Source organism: Halomonas sp. AOP7-B1-5 (assembly GCF_052353045.1).
Classification (GTDB): domain Bacteria; phylum Pseudomonadota; class Gammaproteobacteria; order Pseudomonadales; family Halomonadaceae; genus Vreelandella; species Vreelandella colorata.
Genome location: NZ_JBQTDC010000010.1, coordinates 1 through 12,709, shown reverse-complemented (window position 1 = coordinate 12,709; position 12,709 = coordinate 1). Strand labels below are relative to the sequence as shown.

Sequence of the window (12,709 nt, the reverse complement as noted above, 5' to 3'; positions counted from 1 at the left end):
TCTGCTTCCCTATTTCTTTTGACAGGCTTTACTTCCTTCAATCCAGCTATCGATATCGGATTGCTTGAAGCGCCAACTCCCTCCTACTTTAAACCCTGGCAACTTTCCCTCAGCTGCCAACCTATAGGCCGTCTTCTCCGTCAGCTTGAGGAAGTCAGCGACTTCCTTGATGGTCAATATTTGTTCAGCCATTGTTTCCCTCGCCTTAGAGAATTTAGAGAATATGAGAAAAATTAGGATAATTGCAACCAAACAGCCGACGTGAAGTGTGACGGCACTAACCTGCAGTCAGCTACTGTAAGCGAGATGAAATCCCCTCTCCAGAGCTGCACGAGCTATAGTGCAGCCATCAGGAAGACAGGATGAGGACGACACCCGATCAAGCGCGACGCCCCCAGCGCAAGGCCCACTGCTATGACAATGCCTGTGCCGAGAGCCCTTTTCATAGCCTCAAGGTCGATGCGATCCATGGGAAAGAGGCCATGCGACGGCAGGTATTCAAATGCATTGAACTAGATTATAACCGGCAGCGCCGACCACCAGGATGATCAGCCCTCAAGCCTTCGAGGCTCGAATGATCGTTAAAGCCGGTGTCTACCAATACTGGGAAAGATCAGATCTCGTCATCTAAACACCCAATGCCCCCACCAAGGGTACAACATCAAAGAGGTGACCCTATGCCGTGTCCGAGAAAGATTTCATCCCAACGAAACGGAATAATATAATGTTGAGAATCAATTTCAGGCAAGCATTAGCGGACCATTAGCATTTGCATATTTTTTTAGTTCAAATAAAGCTTTTTTTGCGGTAGGAGGCGGATTTGTCATCATCTCTCGATATGCCACATCTACGTTTTTCAGGAAGTCTTCCGACGGGGGACTCCCTGAAAAGTCATCCAAACTTGGCGAGAATCTTAAACCTACAATTTCGCACATGGCCTTCTCTAATCCTTGGGGCCTAGCCTCAACGATCTCGAATCGTGACTGCTCTTCCGCAGCTCTTCCGCATGGAGAATACCAAAAACCGAAATCATCTATTCTTCGCCGTCTATCACCCGCTAAGCAATAATGCGAAACCTCATGCAGCAAGCTTCTCGGGTAGTTGCTCCTATAATAAATTATTGCATATGCATTTTCTTTAGGGGCTACATAAAACGGCTCATCTGCACCCCCTATTATTTTCAGGTCGGGGAAAATATCTGCAAATGCGTCAATCAAATACTGGCAGCACTCATCATCACTAATAACCACCCATGAACTCCTAATCACAACACGCTTGTAAAATAACAACCAAATTACTTATAACACGATCAATAAAGCTTCAAGTTCTAACCGAAAGCTCAGCGGCACTATCGTCTATATCTTATTTACCATTCGAAAAGGCTTAAATTTATCATCATCAATCAAACCAGTCTCAAGCTCAAAATTACGCCGAACGACGTTCAAATATTCGGTCATTAAAAGATCATACTCTTTCTTGAGCTGATTATATTCATCTCTAGCTTTGTTCTTGAGTTCTTTTTGCTTTTTAATTTTATCGGCAGCACTAGGGGCTTCAAAACCACTTCTTTTACGAGCAGCTTCAGCTTTTTCTATAGCATCACAAAGCAATGGATAACGTTCATAACGCACATATCCTTTACCTCGCCCAGCCTCACGACCAATAGCATCTTTAGTGAACTTAAACCGAGTCGACCTTGTATCAACAACCTCAGTTTTTCCACTTATTAATCGTTCAAGGGCATCCCAATATTGTTGTTCTGCTTCGCTGCGAGACCTCACGAGACCTCCGTGGATTCAATCAAATTCTGCAAGAAAATATTAATTTTCCTAACATTTAGCTCATACTCTTGTCGGGCACGCTTGGGAATGTCTCCTGCCAGCTGCATCTCGTAAAACTCCTTCGTTTGCTCTAGGGCGATCTTCGATCCTGGTAAGAACACCGCATCTTCACAACTAACACATGCAGAAGCCAAAACGCCAGCACCTTTATTACAGGGTTTCACCGACATACATCCACCTACCAAGGTAGGGCGATAACGAATCTTTCCATTCTTGACAGCCTGCTTTGTTGTCTTACGGCTCTCTAAAAATCTAGGTAATTCCCTCTTGGCTTGTTGCGATCTTAGCTTTTTTCCTGCACTACCAGCCAATGGCAGACCATTTTCTAATAAATGGAAGAGGTCATCTGCTTCAGCACGTGCCTTCGCCTCAGCCCACTCGGCACGTAAACCTTTAACTTCAAGCCCGTTCCCCAGTATGTTAATAGCTCTCGAGCTGCAGTTGGAATAATATGCAGTCATGATCATGCTAATGTGCTTAAGCTGAGCCTTTAAAACTGGATAAGATACCCGCCCACTCGCAGCTGCATAAACCGCCATTGATCGCCTAAACTGGTGGAACGTTAAAGGCCATGTTTTACCCACGCGAATGCAGTTTGGTACGTTCTCACCATACAAAAACCAACTGATTTCCTCTACATCTTCATTAGTAATCTGACGCTCGTCTTTGTACATATCTCCAAATGCACAACCTCCATTAAATGAAGTTGCTGTATAACGAAACCGGGGATGAGGTTTTCCTTTTTTCCCATACTCAACTGATAAGAACAAAGGTATATCTTGTTCATTTGCATCTACTACGGCTCTGTCATCAGACCAAGATAGAGCACCATTAGTAATAATCCTGGCTACTTCAAATGCAGATTCGACTACCGAACTAGTAACCCATTTCGTAAAACGAGGTACCCCGCTATCCTCGAGTTTTGTTGTCGACGACCAAAAAACTGGAATATCCCCACTATCGGTACTCAGAGTTTTTAGTCCATTTAGCGGTATAGACAATAACTCCCCCTTCCGCATTCCAGTAAAAGCAGCAATCAAAATTGCGCACCGAAATTGCCACCGACCTAAATTCTCTGTGATACCTGCCCAGCTTTCACTTTTTGAAATTCCCACATCACAAAGCTCTTTAAGAGCGGCGGCCACCCTCCCATCATCTCGAGCCAATTTATTCCACTGAACTCTTACTCGAGCGGCTTGATTACTTGTAAGTGGGCTAGCTCCAAGCTTTCTATCCAGACTAACTGCCTTGTCTCTAGCAAGAGTGCGCATCTGAAAAAGAAAATTTATAGCATCTTTTTTTTCAACAAATAGATCTAAATCCTCAATCGTACTCTTTAGTAAGTTTTGATAAATTTTCGATGGTATAAGAAGCGTCTGAAATGTATCTCCTGTCTCCGGGAACTGCTGTCTAAATCTTTTCAGCCTATTTAAAAACTCCACAGATGGTGTCAATTCTCTCCAAAACCAACTGTTACCGAGTGCAACCGCTGTATCTGTGAAACGTTGAACTTTTGCAAGCAAGATCCCTATCTGCTTGTCTGATGATCCACGTCTAATCAAAAATTCAATTGCATTGGGTGTGGAAAATATTTTTTTAAACTGAACACCGTTAACAACACAATAACTAATCAAATTTGCCATTGCCACCAAATCGCCATTAAGCTTTGACATTGAGCATCCGCCGACGACACCAACCCAATGAACTGCAATAGTTTTAAGGAACTTAACTGCATTGGAGAGGGTTTCATTTTCGAACTTATTCTCCCCCTTATCGGAGAGAACACTTTCAACTTTCGTCCTAAAATTTATTGTTTTCATTGACGTGCTTGTTGCACTGTAATCCCAAATATCATCTTTAAACCTCGAAAGAGGACTTCCCTCCTTGGAAATGGTAACTACCATTTCGTCATCGAGTGTTGGACTTAGCACTTCCTTAGGCGGAACTACCTCCCTAGCAGTGGAGTCTCGCGACATTAAATGTTTCATAATTAACTCTCTATCAACAACTCATTGTATCGGGCTGATAGGGCTTTTATCTGCCTGTCCCAGTGCACATTATACTTGCCCATTTCAACCTCCTCCTCCGCTTTGCAAAGCACTTCTTTCGAGAATCTGTTCTTTTCTGAAACAAATGCTACAATCTCTTCAATTCTGAAAAGCGCTGGTTGTACAACGGCTTCAAAATGCTCCGGATCATTTCTAATCAATGAGGTTATACGCAACGCCTCCCGAAGGCTTAAAATTTTATGGATATCTTCAAAATCCAGATGAATCGCAAAATATTCACAAAAAAGGCAGCTTTCAAACGTTCCACAAGCAGGCTCTGGAGCTTCAGCATTAAAACCTTCTCGCCTTAACGGTGTGTGTCCACTCAAGTTAGAGCAAGATCCAGTAGCTATTCTTTCAGCTCTACAATCATTCGCGAATTTTACCGAAATAGGTTCTGCTGTTTCCCGATTAAACATCCTAACTTTATAGCTCACCTCTTCATGAAATCCATTCATCTCAATAGCCTGAGATTCTAAATCAACAGATGTGTAAGACTTTGCAATTGTAGCAATCGAATTATTTAACTTTTTCGCCACTAAGGAAACTTTACCTTTTGATTTTCTAATAAAATACTCACCGGATAGCTGCCTTACATCTCTTGACGAAACCATTGATATATTTCTAAACAGCGGTGACTGCCTTATAAGCCAAGTACCACTACCTCTTTCCAAACGTTTTAAAGACTGGTCCTCGCCGATTTTCACAAACAGGTAATCATCGACATTACTAAAAAGCTCTAAACTTTCAACCCATTCTCTTAGCTTTAGGTATCTTAGAAATTCTTTCTTCAGTTTACTTGAAGAAGAAAATTCTACGGACCTGCCTGCACGAAACTTATGCTTTCTTGCGAATGAGCCAGAACCAATCACACTTAAATCGATATCTGATATTTTTAGATCAAGAGCAGTTTGAATATTCGCCGCTGTAAAGCCTAGAAAAACTTGAAAAAAACAAAAAACACTCAAATTGTAGGCATAAACCTTTTGGAATGTTAGTTTTCCTCCTCTCCATTCATCTCTATTGAAAACCAGAGTCCTTTCATAGAACCCCCTTTTTCCCTGACCAATACTTTTGCTTTTGAAATTCTTGGAGATTATATGCTCAACTTCTTTCTTAGGTAGTGGATTGCCATTTACATCAAAACAATTAGGTAAACTTTTTAAAGTACTCCCTCTTGGCGAATGCCAATAAAGGTCATTGTCAGTAGTGTTTGGTGGCGTCACTCGAATAGGGTATTTATTACCTAGAATAGCATCAGAAAATTGACTAAAGTAGACAGCACATGCACGCAAGTAATCCTGCCCATCTTTAAGATTGATAGTTCTAGCTTCTGGTTCTATCTTGGATTTTCTATACCGATGCTTAGGAATGTATTTAAGGATTTCATTACTCGACAGCTGCCCTCCCCACTGAATAAAGCTTCTAGCAGAATTTAAACGCCCATTTAATGCTGTTATCCCTAATGCTGACGCTCCACCCATACGCGCTCGTTGGTCAAGAGTCATATGATAACGTTTATATTCATTCACCAAATCAGATAGCGTAGTTGGCTTCGCTCCCTCATTAAAATCGCAAAACTGAAAAAAATATCGAATATAATGCAACCTTCCACGCAAGGTTTCATCACGCCACCCCTTGCGAAAAGCACAATCCAAATAATTCCTTAGCCAAGATACTCTCTCTGATGATAGAGAATCAGTACTAACCAATCCAAACGAGTGGTGTTTACCCCCGGACGAATACCCGGAGTCTTCATCTCGTTCTAAATAACAGATCCTGCCAATATCTACCTTATAGAATAAACCATCAGCTCTAACCCCTTTCACAACAACAGCCTGGGGCGCATAAAGCTCAGGTGGATTTCGAGGGTCCACTTCGATTGTAGGTCGAGCGGTGAATAGCTTACTCATCACTGCCCTCCGAATAAATTATCGAGCCAAACTCCTCTTGGATGTCATTAAACTCAGATAGCTCTGCATCGAAATTCAAATACAATTCTGTAGTTTTAATATCACTATGATTTAAACGCTGCCTGACATGGTCAAATATCTTAGAATCAGGGTAACCTTTTCCCCTCAACGCCCGTACAACGTTCATGCCCATCGTAGCTCTGAGGTCATGAAAAGAGAAACTGTTAAAACCTGGCTCATCTTTTTGGATACGTGCAATAAATCTTTTCAACTCATTTCTAAGCGACTGACCGTTCTTGGGAACCATCAACGGCACATTAATATTCCATGCAGCCATCGGGTCTTGGCGATCCTGAATTTCTCGCTGAGCTGTTAAATATGGATTACCATCACGGGTTAAAAAAACATAATTTTCATCTGTTTCAAAATAAAAACTATTCTGTCGACTTTGCCTCTTTTCTGCACGCTCACAATAAATATACGTTATTAAATCATTAATAAGTTTGCGTCGAAAAATTAGCCTATTAAGTCGCCCTCCCTTCGTATCTGCTTTGTATCGTTGCCCCGTATTTATAATAACATTATCCATAGAAGGGGATGCATCTAGCTCTTCAAATGCACGCTTAATGCATCCAATACTCAATGTACATACAGTTTGTTGTCTAGCACCTGTTTCTAGAGCAACTCGAATCATTAATTGAAGCTCTATAGATGCGTAATTTTTTCTAAATCCTTCGCCAATAACCTTCTGCTCTTCTGGCGTTAAAGGGCGCAGACTGCCACCATCTCTGAGCTTCCCTAGTTGAGGAACCGGACGTCTGCTACTCTTAATTCGGAGGTCATTCGTTACAGTCTGAATACTGCGAACCAAACCCACACGATTGGTCGTCAAAACTGTCTTTCTGATGGGAGTGAATGGCTCATTCTCCAGACTAACCTCTGCCACAAGCGACTCATAACGAATGTTTGTGTAAAAATGAGCAACGGTGGAAAGAATATTATTGATATGTTCAGCGCTGAATTCATGATCATTTAGAGCCTGTTTCATAAATACGCTGAATTTTTGCGGCGCACGCTCATAGTATTTCTTGGGCAAATCAAGAAAGTGTTGCCCAGTGTCTTCGAGATATTGCAGGTAGTATTTCAAATGAGTCGCTCGAGCGGTGAGCGTTTTCATATTCGAGAGACTAGGCTTTTCAAGCTGTCCTAGCAAATAAGCGTTTCCTATATCCCAAGGTAACCCATCAGACTGAAGAATAACCGGCATTTTAGGAAAATAGCCGACACCCTCTAAACAAGAAAAGTGGTATTCATATTCACTGTCACCTTCCCCCCTTGACCACACCAATCGGCCTTTATGAAAATGACTTAAATGAATGACCCTAGCTTTTGACCTGAATAATTTATTGAGGGTGGCTTTCATGTCCATGGCGTCCCATCAAGATGTACACCATACGAACATGAGTTTCTTAGCACGTCAACCTTTAAAGAGTTGCCTGGATTTCATGCAGTGCGCTGGCGTAAAATCCCCGTGCAAAGATGATTTGATGATAAGGCGTTTGTTCATCAGCAGGCCGATAAAGGGGTTCATCCTTACCGCGCACTAACCGGGTTTGGTAGCGCGGCATGAAAATGCCATTAAAGAGTGCCGTAATGTCTTCAAGCAACCACTTGTCATGTGTGTGAACCACAATATCCTCGTTATTTAAGCCCATTTTGCCTAGTATAACGGCCCTCGTTAGGTAGGCTGAAGTCTAAACGGCAAAAACCAGCGAGTCCTGCTAATCTAGCGGCGTTTTATAGCTTACTTTACTGATGGAGAGCCTTTCCTTGGCCCGCTTTGCTAACGACATCAAAACCACTTATTGGCCCGAAACTCGTGCCTTGATTGCCTTGGCGCTGCCCATTTGTGGCGCGCAGCTTGCCCAGGCGGGCATGGGGGTAGTCGATGTCATGATGACGGGACGCTTTAATGCTACGTCGCTGGCGGCGGTATCCGTGGGTACAAGCTTATGGGCACCGTTGATGCTATTCATGACGGGTACGCTCATGGGGCTTACGCCGATTGTGGCGTATCACCTTGGCGGGCAGCGCAACGATGCCATTCGCCCGGCGGTGCATCAGGGATTATGGGTGGCTTTAGTACTGGGCATTATCGCTGCGATTCTGCTTAGAACCAGCGTCATGCCCATTTTCGAACTAATGGATGTACCAGCTCAAGTCGCGCAGGATTCAGCGGCCTACCTTTCCGCTGTGGCCTTTGGCATGCCCGGCATCGCGCTTTTTCAGGCGTTACGTGCTTTTTCGGATGGCATGAACCATACGCGGCCATCGCTGTGGATCAGTGTTATTGGCCTGCTTGTAAATATTCCAGCTAACTATTTGCTGATTTACGGCGGCGATGGACTGGTTGACCTGCTGGGCAGCGGCGTGCCTGATAGCCTGCAGCAAATTCCGGCGATGGGCGCCTTTGGCTGCGGTATCGCGACTGCAATCTCCATGTGGACCATGATGTTCACCATGCTGCTGTATACCCGCCGTGGACGTGCTTATAAAAACGTGTCGCTATGGCATCGCTTTACTCCTCCTCAGTTGGCAGGCATTAAAGAGCTTATCTTTGTGGGCATGCCGATTGGCGTGGCCATTTTTGTTGAGGTGACTCTTTTCACCTTAATCGCCCTATTTGTCGCAAGCTTAGGAGAGGTAACCGTAGGGGCTCACCAAATCGCGCTAAGCTACACCTCTATCCTGTTTATGTTGCCGCTGTCGCTGAGCATGGCGCTAACAGTGCGCGTGGGTAATACACTGGGCAGGCATCGCCCGTCTCTGGCGCGCCAGGTCGCGTGGAATGGCGTTGTGGTAAGCGTGCTCATTGCGGCCTTCAACAGCCTCTTTTTGTGGGTAACGGCAAAGCCGGTGATTGCCTTGTATACCTCGAACTCAGAGATACAGGCACTCGCGCTTTCCATCGTGGCGTTAGCGGTTATCTTCCAGCTGTCGGACTCCCTGCAGGTGAACCTTGCAGGCGCGCTACGGGGTTATAAAGATACCCGTATCGTCATGGTCATCACGGTGCTTTCCTATTGGATTGTGGGCCTAGGCGGCGGCCACTGGCTGGGTGCACATGGCATCAACGGTGTGTCTGAACCGCTCGGGGTTCACGGGTACTGGATCGGTTTGATTGCCGGGTTAAGTACCGCAACGGTTCTACTCGGCTGGCGTTTAAAATGGATTAGTCGACAGGAGTAAATCATGCCTCACTGGATGAGGACTCGGTATTGGCTGGCGCTATGGGTAAGCCTGCTGCTGGCAGGCTGTCAGGGCAATGACGCCGAGCAGCCATGGATAGCCTATCATCAGCAGCTTGCCAAAGACCTATCCTCTAAAGTAATTGAACGCACGGAAATACCCAATATCGGCGCGTTTCCTGAACGCCGGGAGCGGTTGATTCCGGTCGCAGAAACCCGTGATGGCATGTTAAACATCTACGCACTGCGCGAGTGCCAGATCACCTCTCTCATTGCCGCGCGTAATAATCAGCTAGGCCGTGTGGCGCCGCCAAGCCAGCACTGGTTATATGAACGCGAGCTATGGCAACGTCTAGATGCATGCTGGGAAAGCGATATTCCTGATCACTTAGGTGAAAAAGATAGAGAGCGCCTTGAGCAGCTGACCCTCCTCAAAACAGCTCAGCTGCCCGCCGTGAGTTGGAACGCAATTTTTGATTCTGAGGAGTGGATAAATAGCTTTTCACGGGCCAGCCATCCACTGGTGATTAGCGGCCTTCCCAACTTTGATCAGCAGTTTGCTGCGGTTGATTATTTACAGCAGATGGTAGATAGCCAGTTTAGCCAAGCCTGGCAGCAGGACTCCTCTCGGCTTGAAAACCATCTCAAGCATTTGCAAGAGCGTTCTTTGACCGCCGAAATTTTGCGCACGCTGTTGCTGGCCGCGCAAAGCTTACAAGATGCTAACCAGTTTTTAATTCAACATGAGTCAACCAATGCTACGTGCTTAACGCCGTGGGACGACATGCAAACGCTCGACAGCTTTGAAGACAGCGCTCGACAATGGCTAACGGCTATTAATACACTCATCACCAGCCAGCCTGTCGAGCCACCCGACGCTATAAAGTCTTATCAGGCTCAGTGGCTCTCGCTTAGCCATCCCCAGACTCCCTGGCAGCAGTACCTTAAGGCCAGAGAACAACATCAAATGCTTAGAGATAAGCACCCCGTGTGCGTAAACGATTAAATTATTCGATTTCCTCTTAACCTAGCGGTCAACCTGTGCTATTGGTGAACTATGCGGTAAGCATCTTATTGTTTGTCAATGTCGTGACCACGCAGCACAAGGAGGGACATCATGGGCGTATCCCAGTCACCCCGCTCTGCCCAGGTCATTGACCTGGCTACCGCGCGTCAGCGTCAGCAGGCGCAAAAAAGCTTGGTTCGTTTGGCTCCCGAGTTAGATGGCTTGGAAATGGTCTATCAACTCGCGGGAAGTCCCGATGCCTTTTATGGCATGCCTATCTTAGCCTGGGGGTTAAGAGAAGATGGCAATGTCGTGGGATTAGTGCCATGGATGGAAACGCTCACCGCCTGCCAAGAGGTCAATAGTCAGGAAAACGGCTATTTTATTGGCTATCGTGACCCTGAAACGGAAGAGATCTTCGATTCCCCTCCTGATCATAAATATTATGAGCTGACGGCTGCCGCGGATTACTTTGAGTATGAGGCGTCTGGAGAAGTCACGCTTATCCAGCAACTCCCCGATACGTTGGGCACCCATGCCCTATGTATGAATCACCCCAATGCTCCATGGCATATAAAGCCTGTTTATGGGTGGCGCTTATACAGCGACGGTTCCGTTGATGCCTTATTAGCCGATGAGCAAAAGGCGACGATGACGCCAATTCTATTGGGCGATAACTGCCTTTATTGCGCCCGCGCCCACCACCAAAGCGTATATTTTTTTCAACGCCACATCGCCAACCGCATTCTTGAAGAAGATCCTGCGACCCTTGAAGCGTTAGCGATGATGGTGATTCCTGAGGAGTAAACCGTCTGTTTGACAGACATATCGAGTAAGGAGCCGTGCGAGGTTATTCGCCATTAGTCGATTCTTGCCTCGCACAGGCTGCACATCATTAAGCTAAACGTATAAAGTAAATATAGTTATCAGTTGTCTCACTGCTCTGCACCAGTTCATGACCTAAAAACTGGCAAAATTTGGGGACATCGCGCGTAGTAGCCGGATCGGTTGCAACGACCTTGAGTATTTGTCCTGAACCCATGTCTCTTACCTTGTTATGCATCAGCATAATCGGCTCAGGGCAATACAGACCGGTAGTGTCCAGCAGCGTGTCATGATGGGGTGAGGCTTCGATATTGTCAGCCATTCATATCCTCGGTTTAGGAAGTAGATAGCATGATTAAAGTTATCATCGAACGGCGTATTATGCCCGGCCTGGAAGATGAGTATGAGCACGCAGCACGAGAAGCCATGCGTGTCTCTCTTGGCGTTAGGGGCTTTGTCAGCGGCGAAACGCTGGTACAACAAGGCCATTCCGATCGTCGTTTGATGATTACCAAGTGGCGCGACTTACGCGCCTGGAAAGAATGGCACGCCAGTGAAGCACGCGCCACTGCCATGCAGAATATCTTACCGCTCTTAACAGAAGACGAGACCGTCCGTATCTACGAAGCGGGCTACTAATGGGCTAGCCTTACGTGCACAGTCACTTCTTCTCTGTCGTGATAAAGATGCCGGCAGGTAACCGTCGCACGGACGCCGGCACTTTCCAGAGCATCGTCTAGCTTTGACAGGCAGCGGTTTACTTCATCCCAACGCTTTTTCATGGGCAGCTTCAGATTGAAAATGGCCTCACGGCACCATTTGCGTGTTAGCCAGCGCTCCACCATGGCGAGCACGCGCACAGGCTTATCGACGATGTCGCACACCAACCAGTCCAGACGCTGAGGCGGCTCCCACGTAAAGCCATCTTCTTTTAGATGATCAATCTGACCGGTGGCCATCAGTTGCTTATCCATCGGGCCGTTATCGATGGCATATACATACATACCGCGCTGTACCAACTGCCATGTCCAGCCACCCGGTGCAGCGCCCAAATCGGCAGCCTGCATATGATCGCCCAGGCGCTCATCCCACTCTTCACGGGGAATAAATTCGTGCCATGCCTCTTCAAGCTTAAGCGTAGAGCGACTTGGCGCACGCGTTGGAAAGCGCAACCGGCGAATACCGTTAAGCAGCTCACTGCGATTACCGGGGAAACTCATACCCAGCTGAACACGATCACCATCGGTCCAGAAGATATGTAGCCGACGTCCACCCGCCTTGCCGCGTAGCGCGCCGCGTTTTTTCAGCATGCTTTGCAGCGGCTTAGTAAGGGCCTTAATAAGCCCCGCCAATGCTTTACCATCATTGGTATCGGGCGTTTCATGCCAGATTTCTTCAAAGCTCCAGCGACTGGCTTTTACCTGATCTAAAATAGCGGTCAGCCGGTCATCGCGCGACAAAGTAAGCGCCGGTAAGGCGGCTAAACTTTGGCGAGCAAAGATAAGCTTCTTAAACGCGGCCTGGCGGTGTAAATCATTAACGGGCTCATCGTCGGTGCGCGTTAGGCTAACCCACCCTTCCCCGTAAGCAGGTTCACAGGTGACATCCTCAAGCTCTGCATGATGCTGCATCTCAGCCAACGCGTCATGTTCAAAGCCAGGACGGCAGTAGACTAACCACGACGTAGGTACCGTTTCACTCACCACTTCACCTCTATTTGCGTCCATCACTCAAAAGCGATAGCCGTTTGATGTAGTCATTGGGGACGCATCATAGCATTAACACGCGCGATTTATTTTCTTCCACGCAAACAAAAAACCCAGCCGGT

The 12,709-nt window shown here is 46.3% G+C and carries 12 protein-coding genes and 2 pseudogenes; 5 read left to right on the top strand and 9 right to left on the bottom strand.

The features are described from left to right. Positions 1–9: 9 nt before the first annotated feature. Positions 10–192 carry a methylation-associated defense system helix-turn-helix domain-containing protein MAD1 gene (gene mads1 / locus ACT3XD_RS07240; protein ID WP_192537671.1) on the bottom strand — a complete coding sequence of 61 codons (183 nt, stop codon included), beginning with the start codon at positions 190–192 and terminating at the stop codon, positions 10–12. A gap of 209 nt (positions 193–401) precedes the next feature. Here mads1 and ACT3XD_RS07235 point away from each other — a divergent pair. Then, positions 402–631: pseudogene (locus ACT3XD_RS07235) on the top strand (hypothetical protein); the annotation flags it as partial. A gap of 109 nt (positions 632–740) precedes the next feature. Here the strand turns inward: ACT3XD_RS07235 and ACT3XD_RS07230 are convergent. From ACT3XD_RS07230 to ACT3XD_RS07205, 6 genes and pseudogenes are all read right to left on the bottom strand, one after another. Beyond that, on the bottom strand, positions 741–1,250 hold the full coding sequence (locus ACT3XD_RS07230) for an elongation factor P hydroxylase (RefSeq protein WP_318782750.1): 510 nt from the start codon (positions 1,248–1,250) through the stop codon (positions 741–743). Between the two features lie 105 nt (positions 1,251–1,355). Continuing rightward, complete coding sequence (locus tag ACT3XD_RS07225) at positions 1,356–1,781, bottom strand: hypothetical protein (protein WP_192537672.1); 426 nt, start codon at positions 1,779–1,781, stop codon at positions 1,356–1,358. Continuing rightward, positions 1,778–3,829 (bottom strand): hypothetical protein, encoded by a 2,052-nt coding sequence (locus tag ACT3XD_RS07220; RefSeq protein ID WP_192537673.1) that lies wholly within the window; start codon positions 3,827–3,829, stop codon positions 1,778–1,780. The genes ACT3XD_RS07225 and ACT3XD_RS07220 overlap by 4 nt, the downstream gene beginning before the upstream one ends. Positions 3,830–3,831: 2 nt before the next feature. Continuing rightward, entirely contained in the window at positions 3,832–5,802 is a 1,971-nt protein-coding gene (locus tag ACT3XD_RS07215; protein ID WP_192537674.1) for a hypothetical protein, read from the bottom strand. Next, positions 5,795–7,225: a site-specific integrase gene (locus ACT3XD_RS07210; protein WP_192537675.1), complete on the bottom strand. Its 1,431-nt coding sequence runs from the start codon at positions 7,223–7,225 to the stop codon at positions 5,795–5,797. Before ACT3XD_RS07210 ends, ACT3XD_RS07215 begins: the two co-directional genes overlap by 8 nt. 76 nt (positions 7,226–7,301) lie before the next feature. Continuing rightward, positions 7,302–7,517: pseudogene (locus ACT3XD_RS07205) on the bottom strand (elongation factor P hydroxylase); the annotation flags it as partial. 115 nt (positions 7,518–7,632) lie between these two features. Here ACT3XD_RS07205 and ACT3XD_RS07200 point away from each other — a divergent pair. From ACT3XD_RS07200 to ACT3XD_RS07190, 3 genes are all read left to right on the top strand, one after another. After that, positions 7,633–9,051: an MATE family efflux transporter gene (locus ACT3XD_RS07200; protein WP_192537676.1), complete on the top strand. Its 1,419-nt coding sequence runs from the start codon at positions 7,633–7,635 to the stop codon at positions 9,049–9,051. A 3-nt stretch (positions 9,052–9,054) separates the two neighbouring features. Then, positions 9,055–10,056, top strand: coding sequence for a DUF3080 family protein (locus tag ACT3XD_RS07195; protein WP_192537677.1), 1,002 nt, complete (start codon positions 9,055–9,057; stop codon positions 10,054–10,056). A gap of 111 nt (positions 10,057–10,167) precedes the next feature. Further along, entirely contained in the window at positions 10,168–10,863 is a 696-nt protein-coding gene (locus tag ACT3XD_RS07190) for a hypothetical protein (RefSeq protein WP_192537678.1), read from the top strand. Between the two features lie 88 nt (positions 10,864–10,951). On the opposite strand, the gene tusA is transcribed toward ACT3XD_RS07190, so the two are convergent. Next, complete coding sequence (gene tusA, locus ACT3XD_RS07185; RefSeq protein ID WP_192537679.1) at positions 10,952–11,203, bottom strand: sulfurtransferase TusA; 252 nt, start codon at positions 11,201–11,203, stop codon at positions 10,952–10,954. A 29-nt stretch (positions 11,204–11,232) separates the two neighbouring features. Between tusA and ACT3XD_RS07180 the strand changes: the two genes are divergently transcribed. Continuing rightward, positions 11,233–11,520 (top strand): antibiotic biosynthesis monooxygenase family protein, encoded by a 288-nt coding sequence (locus ACT3XD_RS07180; protein ID WP_192537680.1) that lies wholly within the window; start codon positions 11,233–11,235, stop codon positions 11,518–11,520. On the opposite strand, the gene rlmM is transcribed toward ACT3XD_RS07180, so the two are convergent. Then, positions 11,517–12,584: a 23S rRNA (cytidine(2498)-2'-O)-methyltransferase RlmM gene (gene rlmM / locus ACT3XD_RS07175; RefSeq protein ID WP_155826475.1), complete on the bottom strand. Its 1,068-nt coding sequence runs from the start codon at positions 12,582–12,584 to the stop codon at positions 11,517–11,519. The two genes, ACT3XD_RS07180 and rlmM, sit on opposite strands and share 4 nt — an antisense overlap. Between the last annotated feature and the right edge of the window lie 125 nt (positions 12,585–12,709).

What these genes read in the sequence shown, in the direction of transcription:
- mads1 (WP_192537671.1), bottom strand. Translation starts at nt 192, where the DNA reads ATGGCTGAACAAATATTGACCATCAAGGAAGTCGCTGACTTCCTCAAG.
- ACT3XD_RS07220 (WP_192537673.1), bottom strand. Translation starts at nt 3,829, where the DNA reads ATGAAACATTTAATGTCGCGAGACTCCACTGCTAGGGAGGTAGTTCCG.
- ACT3XD_RS07215 (WP_192537674.1), bottom strand. Translation starts at nt 5,802, where the DNA reads ATGAGTAAGCTATTCACCGCTCGACCTACAATCGAAGTGGACCCTCGA.
- ACT3XD_RS07210 (WP_192537675.1), bottom strand. Translation starts at nt 7,225, where the DNA reads ATGAAAGCCACCCTCAATAAATTATTCAGGTCAAAAGCTAGGGTCATT.
- ACT3XD_RS07195 (WP_192537677.1), top strand. Translation starts at nt 9,055, where the DNA reads ATGCCTCACTGGATGAGGACTCGGTATTGGCTGGCGCTATGGGTAAGC.
- ACT3XD_RS07190 (WP_192537678.1), top strand. Translation starts at nt 10,168, where the DNA reads ATGGGCGTATCCCAGTCACCCCGCTCTGCCCAGGTCATTGACCTGGCT.
- tusA (WP_192537679.1), bottom strand. Translation starts at nt 11,203, where the DNA reads ATGGCTGACAATATCGAAGCCTCACCCCATCATGACACGCTGCTGGAC.
- ACT3XD_RS07180 (WP_192537680.1), top strand. Translation starts at nt 11,233, where the DNA reads ATGATTAAAGTTATCATCGAACGGCGTATTATGCCCGGCCTGGAAGAT.